Source organism: Paenimyroides aestuarii (assembly GCF_024628805.1).
Taxonomy (GTDB): domain Bacteria; phylum Bacteroidota; class Bacteroidia; order Flavobacteriales; family Flavobacteriaceae; genus Flavobacterium; species Flavobacterium aestuarii_A.
Genome location: NZ_CP102382.1, coordinates 2,942,656 through 2,961,016, shown reverse-complemented (window position 1 = coordinate 2,961,016; position 18,361 = coordinate 2,942,656). Strand labels below are relative to the sequence as shown.

The window sequence follows — 18,361 nt, the reverse complement described above, 5'->3', positions numbered from 1 at the left end:
AAAAAAAATGATTTTACTATTTGATTTTTAGAAATAATATTGTAAGTGGATTTTTTATTTGAATTATAAAATTTTTGAAACATTTTTTTATGCAAGAACACAAAATTAGCATACGTGTGCGATACGCCGAGACCGACCAAATGGGTGTGGTTTACCATGGAAATTACGCCCAATATTTTGAGATGGGGCGCGTGGAATGGCTTAGAAACAAAGGGATTTCATACAAAGAGCTTGAAAAAAGCGGTGTGATGCTACCAGTGGTTTCTTTGAGTATGAATTATAAAAAACCTGCCTTTTACGATGATGATTTAACTGTGGTTACCAAGATGGTGTTTATTGGTGGCGTGAAGATTGAATTTACCTATGAGATTTACAATCAAAACCATGACTTATTAACAACTGCCCACACTGTTTTGGTCTTTGTGGACATGCAGACAAAACGCCCCATTGCTGTACCCGATTTTTTGATGGAGTTGGTGAACAATTAAATTTGTTTTTTACAGAAAAAATATTTTCTACTTTAATTTAAAATTTGTACATTTTATGAAAAATAAATAAGTATGAAAAAATTAATTTTAATTCTGTTTCTTTTTGTGTCGGCAGTGACTTTTGCACAAGTGCCTGTTAAGGTGAAAGCACGTTTGTACAAGCCTACACAAAAAAGCACGATTTCAATTCAGTTGAATAATGAACCAATTGTGCAGATGGGCGAAAATGTATATCAAACCTTTCAATTAAAACAAAGTGATCGCTTAACATTTTATATCAACAAAAATTTAGTTGAAACTATTGAAATATCTCAAAAAATTATTGATAGGCAGTCGCTAAACATTTTATTAACCGAAACTACGGTTTTGGATGAAGTGGAAATTGAATACACCAATATGAATAATAAATTGGGACTTGGAACATCTAAACAACTTACAAAGGCGGAACGAAATGTGAAAATAGACCGACAAATAACCTACAACGACAAAAGCTCGGCTACGGGAAATATTAAAATGGATGGTTTTGTAAATAAGCTTACAGGGAGAGCAAAAACGAATAAAAAAGCGCTATCGGTTGAGCGTGAAATTCAGTCAATGGAACGGTTTTTAAAAGTTTATTCACCTGATTTTTTATATGAAAATTATAGCCTTCCTAAAAATAAAGCTCCTTACTTTGCGCTGCACATGATGGATTTTATGAATGAAAGTACCCGATTAGATTCAGATGGATTTAGAATGTTGGTAGAGGAACAGTTGCTGAATTTTAAATACGATTAATTGAAATTGCCACAGATTCACGGATTATTCACATCAATAGTATGTTGACCTTGTTATATTTTCATCTGTGAATCTGTTGAAAATAGTACAATCGCTTTAATCTTCTTTTTCGGTGATTGATACCTCAAAAAATTGATGAAAAGCATTAAAAATTTCTTCTTTCTGAGTGAGTCTGCATGAAATTTCAATCAAACAATCTAATTCTAAAACTTGACGTTCGATATTTAAGTTTTTTTCTTTAATAACACGCATTACTTTATTCATGTTTTTATAATCAAACCGAATAAAAAAGTGCGTGTTTATTGTTTTTTCAACAATTTCAGACGCTTCTAAAGCCATTTGTGCTCCGGTTTTGTAAGCTGTTATCAAACCGCCCACACCCAATTTTACACCACCAAAATACCGAACCACAACTACTAGCACGTTGGTAACATCAAACGATTGTATTTGTCCGTAAATGGGCATTCCAGCACTATTATTTGGTTCCCCATCGTCATTGGCTCGATAATTTTTTGTTTTTGTACCTATTTGATAAGCATAACACCAATGCCTTGCTGCGTGGTGCTGTTTTTTGAGTTGATCTATAACTTCTTTCACCTCATTTTCAGACCGCACGGGAAAGGCATAACCGAAAAACTTGCTGTTTTTTTCTTTAAATAACACTTCATCGCTTGGTTTTTCTATGGTTTTATAGGTGTCAATCATTATTTTGAAGGGGTGTAAAACGTTAAAAAATCATTCTGAATAGTCGTGACACGTATAGAAACAGCCTTTTTTAATTCAGGTGCTTTTACACCTTCTTTCAAAACTACATCACTTTTAAAGACTCGTGCTTCGTCCCATGATGCTGCATCAATAAATTGTTGTAAAGTGTGTGTTCCACCTTCAATAATGATCGATTGAATGTTTTCTTCCACACAAATGCTATTGACTTCGGCAGGTAAATCCTTAAAATCAATCTTTTTATAAATGATTTTATCTTGTGGATGCAGAGGAAATTCGGCACACAAGCAAATGGTTTTACTAGCAGAATTAGTAATTGCAAACGAAGCATCGATTTTATGGTTGGCATCAATATAAATTCTAACCGGATTCTTTCCAATAAAATCTCGGGTAGTCAATGAAGGATTATCATCTAAAACGGTTCTGGTTCCCACCAAAATAGCCATTTCTTCACTGCGCCATTTGTGCGTTAATTGTCGCGAATAATGGTTCGAAATCCAAATAGGTTTTTGTTCGTTTTTCTCTAACGGAGCAACAAATCCATCGGCTGATGTGGCCCATTTTAAGATAATGTAAGGTCTTTTTTTCTGAATAAATGTAAAAAATCGTTGGTTGCTGTCGATGCATTTCTTTTCTAAAACGCCAACAATAACATGTACACCGGCATTTTTCAGTTTTTCGATGCCTTTACCGGCAACTTCTTTATACGGATCCACACACCCAATCACCACATTTGGAATTTGCATTTTCACGATTAAGTCAGCACAAGGCGGCGTTTTTCCGTAATGACTGCAAGGTTCTAGCGTAACGTAAAGAGTGCTTTCTTTTAACAGCTCTTTATTTTTAACAGAATTAATGGCATTTACTTCGGCATGAGATCCGCCAAAAGCACTCGTTGCACCTTCGCCAATAATTGTATCTTTGTGAACAATTACAGCACCAACCGACGGATTGGGCATGGCAGCGGGCAAACCTTTTTGTGCAATAAACAAAGCACGGTGCATAAACTGTTCGTGTGTGTGCATGGCGATTTTTTTACAAAATTAAGAAAAGATGACAGTAAACGACTATAAAAAACGATTTCTAAACCAACTTCCTGCTTTTTATGATGAAACAGAGCGTTTGAATTTGTTTTATTTATCGATGGAATTTGTGTTGAATTACAACAAAGTTGATGTTGTTTTGAACGGAAATGAATCCGTTTTAGTTGAAAATCAGCAAAAAATAGACGAAGTTTTTAATCGTTTGCAAAATAACGAACCCATACAATATATTACGCAACAGGCTAATTTTTTTGGATACGATTTTAAGGTTTCGCCGGCAACATTGATTCCCCGACCAGAAACCGAAGAATTGGTAGATTGGGTTTTAACCGAAATGAAAAAGCAACCTCAAAAGGCTTGGCGTGTGCTGGATATTGGTACAGGAACAGGTTGTATTCCCATAACCATTAAAAAAGAATTTCCGTTTGCTGAGGTTTTTGCGATCGATGTTTCGGTTGATGCTTTAAAAATTGCGCAGGAAAATGCAATCAATCTAAAAGCTGACGTAACTTTTATTCAACAAGATATTTTGCAAACAGAACAATTGGATGCTTATGATCTCATTATTTCCAATCCGCCTTATGTTCGAAATTTGGAAAAAGCAGAAATAAACGAAAACGTTTTACAGCACGAACCGCATTTGGCTTTGTTTGTAGATGATAACGATCCGTTGGTTTTTTATCGAAAAATTAGCCAATTGGCATACAAAAGTTTAACTGAAAACGGAATGTTGTTTTTTGAAATCAATCAGTATTTAGGAAATGAAATGCTAGAAATGGTTTCGGAATATTTCAAAATCATCGAACTAAAAAAAGATTTTATTCAGAACGATCGAATGATGAAAGCAAGTGCTGCAAATCAATAAACTTTTGACTTTTCATTTTACAACTTTCAGTCTATAACCACTATATTTGCATAAACTAATAATTCTGTAAGATCTTCACGGCTTTGTAGGTATCCATTCAAAAGAAAACCTATAAGGTTTCAAAACCTTGCGGATAATTGATATTAAAAAAAATTAAAATGGCACAAAAACCAAGTATTCCCAAAGGAACAAGAGATTTTTCTCCGATCGAAGTAGCAAAGCGTCAATACATCATGTCGGTTATAAAAAAACATTTTGAACGCAGCGGTTTTCAACCAATAGAAACACCTTCGTTTGAAAATTCTGAGACTTTAATGGGAAAATACGGGGAAGAAGGCGACCGTTTAATTTTTAAAATTTTAAATTCGGGTGATTTTTTGGCTAAAACCAATGAAGAGTTTTTGCAAGCAAAAAACAGCTTGAAAATTACCTCACAAATATCCGAAAAAGCGTTGCGTTATGATTTAACGGTTCCGTTTGCACGTTTTGTGGTACAACACCAAAATGAGTTGGAGTTTCCTTTTAAACGCTATCAAATTCAGCCGGTTTGGCGTGCCGATCGTCCGCAAAAAGGGCGTTATCGCGAGTTTTACCAATGCGATGCCGATGTGGTGGGCTCTACCTCTTTATGGCAAGAAGTGGAATTGGTGCAACTTTACGATGCCGTTTTTACCGATTTAAAAGTAGAAGGTGTTACCATTAAAATCAATAACCGAAAAGTATTATCAGGAATTGCCGAGGTGATTGGTGCAAGCGATAAATTGATTGATTTCACCGTGGCTTTGGATAAATTGGATAAAATTGGCGAAGACGGCGTGAAAGCAGAAATGCTGGCGAAAGGAATTTCTGAAGAAGCTTTGGTTAAAGTACAACCGTTATTTAATTTCAAAGGATCGTTAACGGAAAAACTGAATCAATTACGCGAATTGTTGGCGTCATCGGTTGAAGGAACCAAAGGCGTTGATGAGTTGACATTTATTTGCGAAACCGTGGAAGAATTAGGCTTAAAATCGGCTACATTGAATCTAGATGTTACATTGGCGCGTGGATTGAATTATTACACCGGAGCTATTTTTGAAGTAGCTGCACCAGAAACCGTGAAGTTGGGATCAATTGGAGGCGGTGGTCGTTACGATGATTTAACCGGAATTTTTGGTTTGAAAAACATGAGCGGTGTTGGTATTTCGTTTGGTTTAGATAGGATTTATCTGGTGATCGAAGAATTGAATGCTTTCCCAGAAACGGTTTCCAACGTGACCGATGTGTTGTTCTTGAACTTTGGCGACAACGAAGCTAAATACTGTTTGAAAGTGATTCGTGGTTTGCGCGAAGCAGGAATTAATGCGGAATTGTATCCTGATAAAACCAAAATGGCAAAACAGTTTCAGTTTGCTGAGAAAAAAGGAATTAAATATGCAGTAATTGTAGGCGAAACCGAAATGCAGCAAAACATTTTTGCCTTGAAAAATCTTCATTCAGGCGAACAACAAAATGTTAGTTTAGAGGAATTAAAACAAGTTTTATTGAAATAAAAGAGCAGGGTTTAAAGCCCTGTTTTTTGCTTTTTAATTAATTCGGTCAGCAATTTTTTGGCGCGTAAAATCTTAATTTTTACGTTGTTCAAAGGTTCATGAATGATTTCGGCAATTTCGTTGTAAGTACGTTCCTGAAAATAGCGTAACTGAATAATCTGTTGGTAATGCGGTTTCAATTGTTTGATGCAATGCTTTAAAGTAGCCAAATTTTGTTCGTAAATCAATTGGTCTTCCAAAGAATCATCATCTTCTAAAATATCAAATAAAAACGCTTCTTCTTCATTCAAATTAATAAATTGATTGGATTTTCGCTTTCTTATTAAATCGATATGTACATTTTTGGCAATTGTGATTAGCCATGTATTAAACTGAAATTCAGTTTTATACGAAGTGATTTTATCAAACGCTTTGGCAAAAGTTTCAATGGTAATATCTTCTGCGTCGGTTTCATTTTCCGTTCTTTTCAGTATAAAATGATACACTTCTGTCCAATAAATATCAAGCAAAGTGGTGAAAGCTTTTTGGCTTCCCATTTTTGCGCTTTCGATCAATGTTTCGGTTTCTTGTTTGGGTTTCAATGCCAATTTACGATTTAGATTTACGGAATAAATTCCCTAAAAACAATTGAATTTGTATAAAGATATAAAACATATCGAACAATGGAAAGTAAAATGCCAAATCGGTGTATTTTAATTTTTTAGCTGCTTTTGCGAAAATGATCCATAAAATAAGCATGCGCAGCAATACAATTCCTAGTGTAATGTACCAAAAACTTAGTGTGGCAAAGGAAGCCAAAGCTGTGGCAAAAAACAAAAATTGCAACAAGTTGAAAAGCTTTATTTTAAAAGAAGTACTGCCTTTGAAAGATGCTAAAAGTTTAATTTGTTGATTTTTAAAAATATTGAATACTTTTCGGTTCATGGGTGCCACAGCGATCATTGCATCGGGATGTTCGCACATGATGGTGTTTTTAGAAGTGGCTGCATCGTTTACAAAATGTTCGTTCATAAACAGTGGTTTTTGTATATGCGAAATAAAACCGTTTACACTGTAAAAATCTTCTTTTTTAAAGGCGATTTGTTGCAAATTTAAGCTGTAAGGTGCACTTATTTTGGTATGGGCAGCCGCTTGTAGGTGTTGCATGGTATGAAAAAAACGGAACCATTTGTTGAACAAACCTTTCTTTTTAATGTAAGAAAAAGTTCCTAACACAATGGTTTTGTTTAAGGTGAAATGCGAGGTTAACTGCACCAGCCAATTATTAGAAAGTATTTTTTTATCGGCATCAATACACACTAAATATTCATATTTACTGGCTTTTATGCCCAATGTAGTGGCATATTTTTTATTGCCCCAGAAGGCTTCATTGTTCAAAACATCAACCACCCGAATATTTGGATACATTAAGGCATATTCTTTCATCAAGTGCAAGGTGTCATCGGTAGAAGCGTTGTTTACCAAAACTAATTCAAATTGATGGTAGTTTTGATTGAGGAGCACGGGCAATAAATTCCGCAATTCTTCCGCGTGGTTTTTAGCATATACAATTACCGAAATAGGAATGCGCTTTGCATTATTCTCGTGGGGTTTAGAAAAAACCGAACCAGAAAAAATCCCTAAATAGTAGATCAGTAAAAAAATAAATAAACCTGCTAAAATATAAAGTAATGTTAATGCCATAGGATGTTTTAAATAGCTGCAAAAATACTTTAAATGTGAACTTCCTACAAGTTTAAAAATTAAATAATATTCACTTCAGGACTGATTTCAATACCAAATTTTTCTAAAACAGTTGCTTGCACGTATTTAGCCAGATTAATCAATTCTTCACCTGTTGCATTGCCATAATTCACCAAAACCAAAGCTTGTTTCGCATGTACGCCTGCATCGCCTTTACGATAGCCTTTTAAACCGGCTTGTTCAATAAGCCAACCTGCAGGCACTTTTACCTGAGATTCGTTTACTGGATAATGCGGAATATCCGGATTTTTTTCTACTAAAGATTGATACAAACTTTTGTCAATAATCGGATTTTTAAAGAAACTGCCGCTGTTGCCAATTTCTTTTGGGTCGGGTAATTTTGATTGACGAATGGCAATTACCGCATTGCTCACATCTTTAATGGTTGGGTTTGATACGTTCATAAGCTCCAATTCATGTTGAATGGCTCCATAAGATGTATGCAGCATATGTGGTGCTTTTTTTAGTTTAAACGTAACCGATGTAATGATATATTTATCTTTCAGTTTGTTTTTAAAAACACTTTCGCGGTAACCAAATTCGCAATCGGTAGCAGAAAAAGTTTCTGTTTCCAAAGTTTCCAGATTCAAAGCAGTTAAGCTGTGAAAAGTATCTTTAATTTCCACTCCATACGCACCAATGTTTTGAATAGGAGAGGAGCCTACTTTTCCTGGAATGAGCGATAAATTTTCCAATCCGCCTAAGTTTTCAGCAAGTGTATGCAATACAAATTCGTGCCAAATTTCGCCAGCTTGCGCTTCTATCCAAACAAAACCTGCATCTTCGTTCACCACTTTTATTCCTTTATTATTAATGTTTAAAACCAAAGCATCTACATTTTTGGTAAGCAACATATTGCTGCCGCCACTTAAAATAAATAAAGGCAATTTGTTGTTGTTTTCGCAAATAACTTGTTTTAGTTGATCTACCGATGTAATGTTAACAAACGCAGTGGCTTGCACATCGATACCAAAGGTGTTGTATGTTTTTAAAGATTGATTGAACTGCATAACTGAAAATTTATACAAATAAACGAAAGGCTTTTTGTTTTAAGAAGATATTTTAAAAATTTCGTAATCTAAATCAGTCGATTTTACGATTAATTCCGTGCGTTCTTCGTGGGTATCGGTAATAAACAACTGACCAAAGGTGGCATTGTTTACCATTTGAATAATCTGTTGCACGCGGTCGGCATCTAGTTTATCAAAAATATCATCGAACAATAAAATAGGCAACACACCGCTTTGCTTTTTTATGAAATCAAATTGCGCTAGTTTTAATGCGATTAATAAAGACTTTTGCTGCCCTTGCGAGCCGTATTTTTTAATAGAATGTCCGTTTATTTCAAACAGTAAATCGTCTTTATGAATTCCTACCGATGTGTATTGCAACACCCTATCTTTCTGTAAAGAATCATCAAAAAGCGCTATCAAAGGTTTTTCGTGTAACTGACTTTCGTACTTAATTTCTACCGATTCGCTATTCCCTGTAATCTGTTGGTGGTATTTTTGAAAAATAGGATTAAACTCTTCAATAAATTCACTTCGTTTCTTGTGAATTTCCGTTCCTAAATCATGCAGTTGTTCGTTGTAAATAGTCAAAGTGTCCGTTTCGAAAACACGGTTTAAAGCAAAATATTTCAATAATGCGTTGCGCTGCGAAACAATTTTTTGGTATTGAATCAATTGTTGTAAATAAGGACTGTTTTGTTGCGAAATCACCAAATCAATGAATTTTCTGCGGGTTTCGCTGCCTTCCGAAATCAAGTCTTGGTCACTAGGCGAAATCATCACCATTGGAATCAATCCCACATGATCGGCAAATTTTTCATAGATTTTTCCGTTGCGTTTCAATACCTTCTTCTGACCTTTTTTTAAACTACAAACAATTTGTTCCTGCTTGCCGTTTTTCTTAAAAGTTCCTTCTACCACAAAAAAATCTTCATGGTGCTTAATATTTTGTAGCGCAATTGGGTTAAAATAGCTTTTTCCAAATGCCAAATAATAAATAGCATCGAGCAAGTTGGTTTTCCCCTGACCATTTTTCCCCACGAAACAATTGATTTTCTTGGTGAATTGAAGGGTTTTTTCAGAAATATTTTTAAAATTGAGAATATGTATATGCTCTAAATTCACAAAAGCAGTTTTAGTAATTGAATGAAAAAGCAAATTTCTGAAAAATATCTCACAAATAGACTTTTAAATTTAGATAAAAATCCTATTTTTGCCCAGATTAAAATTCTTACGAAATTATGGCAACATATAATAAAAGAGGTTATAAACCAGAAAAACCAAAGGCTGAGAAAGAAGAAAATGTGCACGAAGCAGTATTGAATGATACCAGTGATACGGCAGAGGTTTTTAATTCGTTAGATTCAACAGCTAATAAAGTAGGTTCTTGGTTTACACTAAACCAATCAAAAATATTTTATGCAATTGGTGGATTGGCATTGCTTGCAGTTGGATATTTGGGTTACCAAAATTTTATTATGGAACCAAATGAAGAAGAAGCAGCCAATGAAATGTTCCAAGCACAACAGTTTTATGAGCAAGCATTGAATGGCCAATCGGCGGATTCATTGTTCAATTTAGCTTTGAATGGCGGTGAAGGAAAAATGGGCTTTTTAAACATTGCTGAAACATACAGCGGAACCAATGCAGCTAACTTGGCACACTATTATGCAGGTACGGCTTATTTGAATATGGGTAAAAATAAAGAAGCAATTGCGCATTTAGAGCAATTCAATTCTAAAGATATGTTTTTAAAAGCAATGTCTTTAGGAGCAATTGGTGACGCATTTGCCGATTTAAACCAACCACAAGACGCTTTTGATTTCTACAAAAAAGCATCAGAACATACAACAAACGATTTTACAACGCCTCGATATGCATACAAAGCAGGTTTAATGGCTTTAGAATTAGGTAAAAAAGACGAAGCTTTGAAATTGTTTACAAACATTAAAGACAATTACAAAAGCTCTGTTGAAGCTGCAAATATTGATGTTTATTTAGGAATGGCACAATAATTAATTATGGCAACAGCAAACAAGAATCTTTCAGAATACAACAAAGCCGATTTAATTGATGCAAAAGAGTTGAAGATTGGTTTGGTGGTTTCGGAATGGAACGATAAAATAACCAACGGTTTGTTTCAAGGTGCATATGATGTATTGATTGATTGTGGCGCAAAACCCGAAAATATTGTGCGTTGGAACGTTCCTGGAAGTTTTGAATTGATTTTTGGAAGCAAAAAAATGCACCAGCTAGAAGAGTTTGATGCTATTATTGCAATTGGTTGCGTGATACAAGGCGAAACAAAACATTTTGACTTTGTTTGCGAAGGCGTAACACAAGGCATTAAAGATTTAAACTTAATGTATGATGTGCCAACGATTTTCTGTGTATTAACAGATAATAATGAGCAACAATCAATCGATAGAAGCGGAGGAATCCACGGAAACAAAGGAACCGAAGCTGCAGTAGCTGCTTTAAAGATGATTGCCCTTAATAACAATATCTAACACAAAATCCGAGTTTTTTTACTCGGATTTTTTTATACACTTTTGGGTGCAATGAAATAAATTGTAAATTGACTGTAAAAAATATTTTAATGAAGCCAAATCTATCATAATCATGCACAATATTGAAGAATGAAAAATAGTTGTTAAAGGTGCTTATAACTTATTAATGGCCATTAAAAGCAAAACAGAGTAGTCTTTATAAAAATTTTGGTTTAGTTTTAAAATGAATTAATTAAACTGCTCACAAAATTACAAATTTGTGCAGTTTTTTACTTTTTCCGCTTTTACTGAAGTAAAAGATTTCATCAAAAAAAACATAAATTACACCCTACACCATCGCTTCCACAAAATCAAATCGAACCAAACCGTCTTCATCAATTTTTGTAAGGGTGATATCGTGAAGAGTATTTACTAATTCAGGGTTCCAAGGTGTTTTTACTTTTACATAATTTTCGGTAAACCCGTGAATGTATCCTTCTTTATTTTCGCTTTCAAAAAGTACGGTTTGATTTGTATGCAGTTGTTTTTCATAGAACGCACGACGTTTTTTAACCGATAGTCCACGTAACATTTTGCTGCGTTTTGCACGAACATTTGCCGGCACAACTCCATCAAAACTAATAGCTTCGGTGTTATCACGTTCAGAATAGGTGAAAACGTGTAAATACGAAATGTCTAAATCGCTTAAAAAATTATAGGTTTCTAAAAACAATGCATCGGTTTCGCCGGGAAATCCAACTATAACATCAACTCCGATACAAGCATTTGGCATCACTTCGCGAATTTTAGCTACACGTTCTGCATACAATTCCCGCAAATATCGGCGTTTCATTTTCTTTAAAATAGTATTAGAACCCGATTGCAACGGAATATGAAAATGCGGTACAAAAGTTTTGCTTTTCGATACAAATTCAATGGTTTCGTTCTTTAAAAGGTTAGGTTCGATAGATGAAATACGCAAACGCTCTATTCCTTCAACTGTATCTAAAGCCTGAACCAAGTCTAAAAAAGTGTGTTCGTGTTTTTTGTTGCCAAATTCGCCTTTACCGTAATCGCCTACATTTACGCCCGTCAGCACAATTTCTTTAATGCCTTTTTGAGAAATTTCATGTGCATTTTTTAGTACATTTTCCATGGTATCAGAACGAGAAATTCCGCGTGCCAATGGAATGGTGCAATACGTGCATTTGTAATCGCAACCGTCTTGAACCTTTAAAAACGCACGGGTTCTATCGCCAATAGAGTAACTTCCCACATAAAAATCGGCTTCTTCAATCTCGCACGAGTGAATTTCGCCCATATCGTTTTTAGAAAGATCGTTTATATAATCGGTAATTTTAAACTTTTCAGTGGCTCCTAAAACCAAATCCACACCATCAACAGCAGCTAATTCTTCTGGTTTTAATTGCGCATAACAACCAACAGCTGCAACAAAGGCTTTGTCATTTACTTTTAATGCTTTTTTTACAATTTGTTTGAATTGTTTATCGGCATTTTCGGTTACAGAACAGGTGTTAATCACATAAATATCGGCAACTTCTTCAAAATCAACCCTGTCAAATCCTTCATCTTTAAAACTTCGGGCAATGGTTGATGTTTCCGAGAAATTCAGTTTACACCCTAACGTATAAAACGCTACTTTTTTTCTGTTTTCCATAATCATATCTACAAGTAGTGTAAAAAATCAATTATCTTTACTAACTATTTAGGAAATGCAGTTAGCAATTTGCAAATTTACAAACAAATTTTGGTTTGATGAAATATCTGGGGAACTACCTTTTTTTAATTTTAAGTGTTTTATTATTAGATAGTTGTGCTAAAAAAAAGCAACTGTTTACAGAGAACGATGTGTTTCGATACAATGAAAGTGCAAACATTCAAACATTAGACCCGGCTTTTGCTAGAAACATGGCAATTATTTGGCCTTGCACACAATTGTTTAACGGATTGGTTCAGTTAGATGATTCTTTGCACGTACAGCCTGATATTGCTAAAAGTTGGAACATTTCGAATGATGGTTTGCATTACGAATTCCTTCTTCGAGACGATGTGTATTTTCACAAGCATAAAAAATTTGGGAAAGACAGTACCAGAGTGGTTACTGCACACGATTTTGAATACAGTTTTAACCGAGTTTTGAGTGAAGATTTGGCATCGCCGGGAACTTGGGTTTTTCAGCATGTAAATAGTTATAAAGCCGTGAATGATTCGGTTTTTACAATTGATTTAAAAAATCCGTTTCCAGCTTTTTTGAGTTTGCTTTCCATGAAATATGCTTCGGTTGTTCCAAAAGAAATTACCGAAGATCAATCGATTGATTTTAGATCGAACCCCATTGGTACCGGGCCTTTTCAGTTTAAAATTTGGGAAGAAAATGTGAAGTTGGTTTTGCGGAAAAATCCAAATTACCACGAAAAAGATGCAACGGGAAAAAGATTACCTTATTTAGAAAGCATCGCTATATCTTTTTTACCTGATAAACAGAGCGGGTTTATGCAATTTCTTCAGGGAAAAATCGATATGATTTCGGGTTTGGATCCATCGTATAAAGATGAATTATTACAGTCAACAGGAAATCTTCAAGAAAAATACAAAGGCAAAATAAAAATGCTTACAGGGCCTTATTTGAACACCGAATATTTAGGTTTTAATATGAATGATCCATTGATGAGCGATATTCGAATTCGTCAGGCGTTGAACCATGGTTTCGATAGAACCAAACTAGTTGCTTATCTGCGAAACGGAATGGGCGATGGGAAGGTAAACGGAATGATTCCAAACGGATTACTAGGATTTCAACCGGCAAAAGACCCTTTATATAATCCAACAAAAGCAAAACAACTGATTGATCATGTTAAAAAAGATAGAAAGTCAACGGTTGAAATTACTTTAAGTACCAACAACACCTATTTGGATATTGCTGAATATTTGCAGCGCGAATGGGAAAAATTAGGTATTAAAGTAAAAATTGATGTAATGCCACCAAGCACGCTTCGCCAATCAATTGCTACGAACAAATTGGCATTTTTTAGAGGAAGTTGGATTGCCGATTATCCCGATGCAGAAAATTATTTGTCGTTGTTTTACAGCAAAAATTTTACCCCGAATGGTCCCAACTACACCCATTTTAAAAATACTACTTTCGATGATTTCTATGAGCAAGCATTAAATACGGTAGATGACGAAAAACGTACTGAATTGTATCAAAAAATGAACGAAATCATTGCAAATGAAGTGCCGGTAATTGTGCTGTTTTATGATAAAGTGGCCAGATTTACGCAGAAAAACGTGCATAATTTACAGCCTAATGCCATGAACGGTTTGAATTTGAAATATGTGAAAAAGTATTGATGGTATAACTCCCGATTATAAATCGTTACAATCGGGAGTTTTCCTATTAATTCAAACCTCGTTTTTTAAGCAGCGGTTCAATGGATGGGTCGGCACCGCGGAATTTTCTGTAAAGCTCCGCCGGATCTTCTGTACCTCCTTTTTCTAAGATATTTTTTCGGAATAGTAATGCCTTTTCCGAATTGAATAAACCGGATGTTTTAAAAGCTTCAAATGCATCGGTGTCTAAAACAGCACTCCAAATATAGCTGTAATATCCTGCAGAGTATCCACCTGAAAAAATATGGCTAAAATAGGTGCTGCGGTAGCGAGGAATAATTGCATCAACAAGTCCTATTTGCTTCATTGCATTTATTTCAAAAGTGTTCACATCGTTTTTAATTTCTTCGGTAGCCGTATGGTATTGCATGTCTAAAAGCGATGCCGCTAGATATTCTGTAGTAGCAAAACCTTGATCAAAAGTGCCGGCTTTTTTCATTTTTTCAATTAATGCATCCGGAATTACTTCGCCTGTTTTATAATGCTTCGCATACATTTTTAGCACTTCGGGTTCTGCAGCCCAGTTTTCCATAATTTGTGAGGGAAGTTCCACAAAATCTCGTGGCACATTGGTTCCTGCTAAACTTTTATAATTTACGTTTGATAACAGTCCGTGCAACGCATGACCAAACTCATGGAAAAAAGTGGTGGTTTCATCAAAAGTCAATAAAGACGGCGTTGTGGCTGTGGGTTTTGTGAAATTACAAACGATAGAAATTACAGGTTTTTTACGTTTACCGTTTTCCATTTGTTGGTCGCGATATGAAGTCATCCAGGCACCACCTCGTTTCGATTCGCGCGGATGCATATCCATATATAAAACACCTAAACTTTCTTTATTGTTGTCAAAAACCTCCCAAACGGTAACGTCTTCATGGTATTTGGGAACATCTTTTAGCTCTTTGTAAGTCAATCCCCAAAGCTTAAAGGTTACGTCGAAAATTCCTTGACGCACATTTTCTAAGCTTAAATAAGGTTTCAGTTCTTGTTCGTCTAAATCAAAACGCTCTTTGCGAATTTTTTCGGCATAATAGCGCCAATCAGCTGGCGACACATCTTCGTTTAAACCTTCTTGGCGCATTAAACTTTGAATATCGGTAGCTTCTTGTTTGGCTTTGTTTAGTGCAGGTTCCCACAATTTCATTAAAAGCTTATTTACTGCATCTGGTGTTTTTGCCATGCTTTCTGCAAGCACATACTCTGCATGGTTTTTGTAGCCAAGCAATTGTGCTTTTTGCATGCGTAAGTTGGCAATTTTTAGTACGTTTTCTTTATTGTCGTTTTCGTTGTTTTGATTTCCGCGCATTTGGTAAGCATTCCAAATGGTTTTGCGTAACTCCCGATTATCGGCATATTGCAAGAAGGGCATCACACTTGAGTTGCTCAACGTGAACACCCATTTACCTTCTTTGCCTTTTGCTTTTGCTTCCTCGGCAGCTGCTTCGATTAATTCATTGGGCAAGCCTGCTAAGTTTTCTTTTTTATCGATAACTAATTCGTAATTATTCGTTTCGTTTAACAAATTATCGCCGTATTTTAAAGATAAAACCGATAGTTCACTGTTCCATTTTTTTAGCTTTTCTTTGTTTTCCGCAGATAGATTGGCACCACTTCGCACAAAACGTTTATAGGTTTCATTCAACAACATTTGCTGTTCTGCAGTTAGTTGCAAAGTTTCAGGTTTTGCAATTTGGTATTGATTGTAAATCGTTTTTACTTTTTGAAACAAGGCATCGTTTAGATAAATATTGTCGGTATGTTCCGAAAGGGCAGGAGCCATTTCTTGTGCCAATTTTTGCAAATCGTCATTTGTATGGGCACTTGTTAGGTTATAAAGTACCGTGGTTACTTTGCTTAATGTTTTGCCTGATTGATCAATAGCCACAATCACATTTTCAAATGTGGGTTGCTCTTTGCTGTTTGCAATGGCTTGAATTTCTTTTTCGTGGTCCTTAATGCCTTCTAAAATAGCGGGTTTAAAATGGCTGTTTTCTATTTTATCAAAAGGAGGCACTTCAAATGGTGTGTTCCATTCGGCAATTAAAGGGTTTTCTTGTCCTGATGTCATTACGGTATTTTGCTTTTTATCACAAGATTGCTGTACTGCTGCACCTGCCAGCAAACACAACAAAATAATTGTTTTACGATTCATTATTATTGTTTTTTGGCAATTTACTAAATCTATCGACATAAAAAAAGTACAATCTGTTGAAAGATTGTACTTTAGATAAAAACAATTAAAATTAACTTTACTTTTGTTCTACTAGCTGAATTTCAGCGTTTAATTTTACTTCTTCACCCACTAAAACGCCACCTGTTTCTAAAGCTGCATTATAGGTTAATCCAAAATCTTTGCGGTTTATTTTTCCTTCCAAGTTTAAACCTACTTTAGTATTTCCCCAAGGATCGGTCATTAAACCACTAAATTCTGCGTTTAGCGTAATGGGGTTTGTCACATCTTTTATTGTTAAATCGCCTGTGATTTTATATTCGCTTCCGTTTCCTTCAATATTTGTTGATTTAAAATGCACTGCAGGGAAATGTTCTGCATCAAAGAAATCGGCGCTTTTTAGATGGTTATCTCTGTCTGTATTATTGGTAAAGATAGAATTTACTTTTGCTGCAAACTGTAAGTTGGCATCTTTTAAATCGTTTTCAAAATCAATTTCGGCAGTATAATCGTTAAAATATCCTTTAACGTTTGTAAACATCATGTGTTTCACTTTAAATCCAATTTCGCTGTGCGTTGGATCAATAGACCATTTTTTCATAGTTATAACATTTTAGATTAGTTGTAATTCATGGGAACTTCTATTATAAGAAATTCACTGGTTGTATTTGTTTTAATCTGGATTTTTTGAGTTTCCGAAATACCAATGGCATCGCGTGTTTCCAAGGAATGACCATCCACTTCAATAGATCCATTTAATAGAAATAAATAAATTCCGTTGTTTGCTGGATCTTCCACAGCTACTTCAATAGATTGGTTTTCATGGAATTTACCCATTTTAAACCATGCATTTTGTTGCAACCTCAAGGTGCCTTCTGCAGTTGTGGGTTGTATCAACGTTTTGAGCTCATTGTGGTTTACCACATATTCCATTTGACCATAACGCGGAGTTATGTTTATTTTGTTTGGAATGATCCAAATTTGGAGAAACTTTACATCTTCGGTTTTGCTGGCGTTCATTTCGCTGTGTGTAACTCCTGTTCCGGCACTCATAAACTGAATTTCGCCTTTTTGAATAACACCTTCCGATCCGGTACTGTCTTTATGGGCTAATTTTCCTTCTAAAGGAATAGAAACAATTTCCATGTTTTCGTGTGGGTGTGCACCAAAACCGTTTCCTGCCGCTACAAAATCGTCGTTTAAAACGCGCAATGCTCCAAAGTTTATCCGCTCTGGATTAAAGTATCCGGCAAATGAAAATGTGTGATACGATTTTAACCATCCATGATCGGCAAAACCTCTTGTATTTGATGGATGTAAAATATATTTTGCCATCTTTTATCCTTTCTTTTTATTGATAATGTAAAGGTATCACGGATAAATTGAATGGCGGTTAACCTATATTAAGAAATGAAAAATGATGGTTTTGTTGCAGTATAGAAATTTATTTTTTTCGCAACATATTGCTTTTCATTTTACTAAAAAATTCTGGGGTAACACCTATAAATGATGCAATATATTTTTGAGGCAAGCAGTTTACAACCGTTGGATATTTTTGTAAAAACTTCTCATAGCGTTCTTCGGCAGTCAAGGCCATTTTATCTAGAACTCGTTGCTGGTTGGCTACTAAATTATTTTCGGTTAAAATTCTAAAAAAGCGTTCTAATTTCGGCACTTTTGAATATAAATTTTCTACATCGGATTTTTGTAAAATTAAAACTTCGCATTCCTCAATCACATCCACATATAAAATCGCAGGTTTATCGGTTAAATAGCTATACATATCTGCCATCCACCAGCCCGGTGTTGCGAAACTTAAAATGTGAATCGTTCCGTTATCGTCGATTGTGTAACTGCGCAAAATGCCTTTCAAAACAAAATAAGTAAAATGAGCTTCATCGCCGGGTTTTATAAGCATTGTTTTGTTTTTGAAAGTGCTGCTACTGCATGCGTTTAAAACAATTTCTTCTTCTTTTTCTGTTAGCGATACGTGTTTTGCGATACTTTGCAATAATAGACTTTTCATAAAAACAATTTAGATTTTATTTTAGCATGATAAAAATAAGGAATAAGTATGAGATATACTTATTAATTTAGTATCTTGTTTTAA

18 protein-coding genes are annotated in these 18,361 nt (G+C 35.0%); 7 read left to right on the top strand and 11 right to left on the bottom strand.

Features of this window, described 5'->3' with window-relative positions; translation table 11 throughout:
- Positions 1–89 precede the first annotated feature (89 nt).
- On the top strand, positions 90–488 hold the full coding sequence (locus tag NPX36_RS14325) for an acyl-CoA thioesterase (RefSeq protein ID WP_257499400.1): 399 nt from the start codon (positions 90–92) through the stop codon (positions 486–488).
- A 72-nt stretch (positions 489–560) separates the two neighbouring features.
- Positions 561–1,265: a hypothetical protein gene (locus NPX36_RS14320; RefSeq protein WP_257499399.1), complete on the top strand. Its 705-nt coding sequence runs from the start codon at positions 561–563 to the stop codon at positions 1,263–1,265.
- 96 nt (positions 1,266–1,361) lie between these two features.
- Here the strand turns inward: NPX36_RS14320 and NPX36_RS14315 are convergent, their stop codons facing one another.
- Positions 1,362–1,970: an IMPACT family protein gene (locus NPX36_RS14315; protein ID WP_257499398.1), complete on the bottom strand. Its 609-nt coding sequence runs from the start codon at positions 1,968–1,970 to the stop codon at positions 1,362–1,364.
- The gene (gene ribD, locus NPX36_RS14310) at positions 1,970–3,013 is read right to left on the bottom strand and encodes a bifunctional diaminohydroxyphosphoribosylaminopyrimidine deaminase/5-amino-6-(5-phosphoribosylamino)uracil reductase RibD (RefSeq protein WP_257499397.1); all 1,044 of its coding nucleotides are present in this window, start codon (positions 3,011–3,013) and stop codon (positions 1,970–1,972) included. Before ribD ends, NPX36_RS14315 begins: the two co-directional genes overlap by 1 nt.
- 28 nt (positions 3,014–3,041) lie before the next feature.
- Between ribD and prmC the strand changes: the two genes are divergently transcribed.
- Both prmC and hisS read left to right on the top strand, forming a co-directional pair.
- Positions 3,042–3,896 carry a peptide chain release factor N(5)-glutamine methyltransferase gene (gene prmC, locus NPX36_RS14305; protein WP_257499396.1) on the top strand — a complete coding sequence of 285 codons (855 nt, stop codon included), beginning with the start codon at positions 3,042–3,044 and terminating at the stop codon, positions 3,894–3,896.
- Positions 3,897–4,054: 158 nt separating this feature from the next.
- On the top strand, positions 4,055–5,428 hold the full coding sequence (gene hisS, locus NPX36_RS14300) for a histidine--tRNA ligase (RefSeq protein ID WP_257499395.1): 1,374 nt from the start codon (positions 4,055–4,057) through the stop codon (positions 5,426–5,428).
- 11 nt (positions 5,429–5,439) lie between these two features.
- Here the strand turns inward: hisS and NPX36_RS14295 are convergent, their stop codons facing one another.
- Genes NPX36_RS14295 through recF form a run of 4 tightly spaced genes read right to left on the bottom strand, consistent with a single transcriptional unit; the run spans position 5,440 to position 9,306 of the window.
- Positions 5,440–5,964 (bottom strand): RNA polymerase sigma factor, encoded by a 525-nt coding sequence (locus NPX36_RS14295; RefSeq protein WP_257500763.1) that lies wholly within the window; start codon positions 5,962–5,964, stop codon positions 5,440–5,442.
- A gap of 52 nt (positions 5,965–6,016) precedes the next feature.
- Positions 6,017–7,111 carry a glycosyltransferase gene (locus NPX36_RS14290; protein ID WP_257499394.1) on the bottom strand — a complete coding sequence of 365 codons (1,095 nt, stop codon included), beginning with the start codon at positions 7,109–7,111 and terminating at the stop codon, positions 6,017–6,019.
- Positions 7,112–7,170: 59 nt separating this feature from the next.
- Positions 7,171–8,181, bottom strand: coding sequence for a UDP-N-acetylmuramate dehydrogenase (murB, locus tag NPX36_RS14285; RefSeq protein WP_257499393.1), 1,011 nt, complete (start codon positions 8,179–8,181; stop codon positions 7,171–7,173).
- 39 nt (positions 8,182–8,220) lie between these two features.
- Positions 8,221–9,306: a DNA replication/repair protein RecF gene (recF, locus tag NPX36_RS14280; protein ID WP_257499392.1), complete on the bottom strand. Its 1,086-nt coding sequence runs from the start codon at positions 9,304–9,306 to the stop codon at positions 8,221–8,223.
- Positions 9,307–9,422: 116 nt separating this feature from the next.
- On the opposite strand from recF, the gene NPX36_RS14275 reads away from it, so the two are divergent.
- Together NPX36_RS14275 and ribH are read left to right on the top strand one after the other, a co-directional pair.
- Complete coding sequence (locus NPX36_RS14275; protein WP_257499391.1) at positions 9,423–10,196, top strand: tetratricopeptide repeat protein; 774 nt, start codon at positions 9,423–9,425, stop codon at positions 10,194–10,196.
- Between the two features lie 6 nt (positions 10,197–10,202).
- On the top strand, positions 10,203–10,691 hold the full coding sequence (ribH, locus tag NPX36_RS14270; protein WP_257499390.1) for a 6,7-dimethyl-8-ribityllumazine synthase: 489 nt from the start codon (positions 10,203–10,205) through the stop codon (positions 10,689–10,691).
- A 328-nt stretch (positions 10,692–11,019) separates the two neighbouring features.
- Here ribH and mtaB read toward each other — a convergent pair whose 3' ends face one another.
- On the bottom strand, positions 11,020–12,348 hold the full coding sequence (gene mtaB, locus NPX36_RS14265; protein WP_257499389.1) for a tRNA (N(6)-L-threonylcarbamoyladenosine(37)-C(2))-methylthiotransferase MtaB: 1,329 nt from the start codon (positions 12,346–12,348) through the stop codon (positions 11,020–11,022).
- A gap of 98 nt (positions 12,349–12,446) precedes the next feature.
- Between mtaB and NPX36_RS14260 the strand changes: the two genes are divergently transcribed.
- A complete protein-coding gene (locus NPX36_RS14260) occupies positions 12,447–14,042 on the top strand; it encodes an ABC transporter substrate-binding protein (RefSeq protein WP_257499388.1) in 1,596 nt (531 codons plus the stop codon).
- Between the two features lie 46 nt (positions 14,043–14,088).
- On the opposite strand, the gene NPX36_RS14255 is transcribed toward NPX36_RS14260, so the two are convergent.
- The 4 genes from NPX36_RS14255 to NPX36_RS14240 all read right to left on the bottom strand — a co-directional run bounded on the left by NPX36_RS14255 (position 14,089) and on the right by NPX36_RS14240 (position 18,277).
- Positions 14,089–16,233: a M3 family metallopeptidase gene (locus NPX36_RS14255; RefSeq protein WP_257499387.1), complete on the bottom strand. Its 2,145-nt coding sequence runs from the start codon at positions 16,231–16,233 to the stop codon at positions 14,089–14,091.
- A 97-nt stretch (positions 16,234–16,330) separates the two neighbouring features.
- Positions 16,331–16,858 carry a YceI family protein gene (locus tag NPX36_RS14250; protein WP_257500762.1) on the bottom strand — a complete coding sequence of 176 codons (528 nt, stop codon included), beginning with the start codon at positions 16,856–16,858 and terminating at the stop codon, positions 16,331–16,333.
- Between the two features lie 11 nt (positions 16,859–16,869).
- Positions 16,870–17,586, bottom strand: a complete 717-nt coding sequence (locus NPX36_RS14245) for a pirin family protein (protein ID WP_257499386.1) — start codon at positions 17,584–17,586, stop codon at positions 16,870–16,872.
- Between the two features lie 109 nt (positions 17,587–17,695).
- The gene (locus NPX36_RS14240) at positions 17,696–18,277 is read right to left on the bottom strand and encodes a Crp/Fnr family transcriptional regulator (RefSeq protein WP_257499385.1); all 582 of its coding nucleotides are present in this window, start codon (positions 18,275–18,277) and stop codon (positions 17,696–17,698) included.
- Positions 18,278–18,361 lie beyond the last annotated feature (84 nt).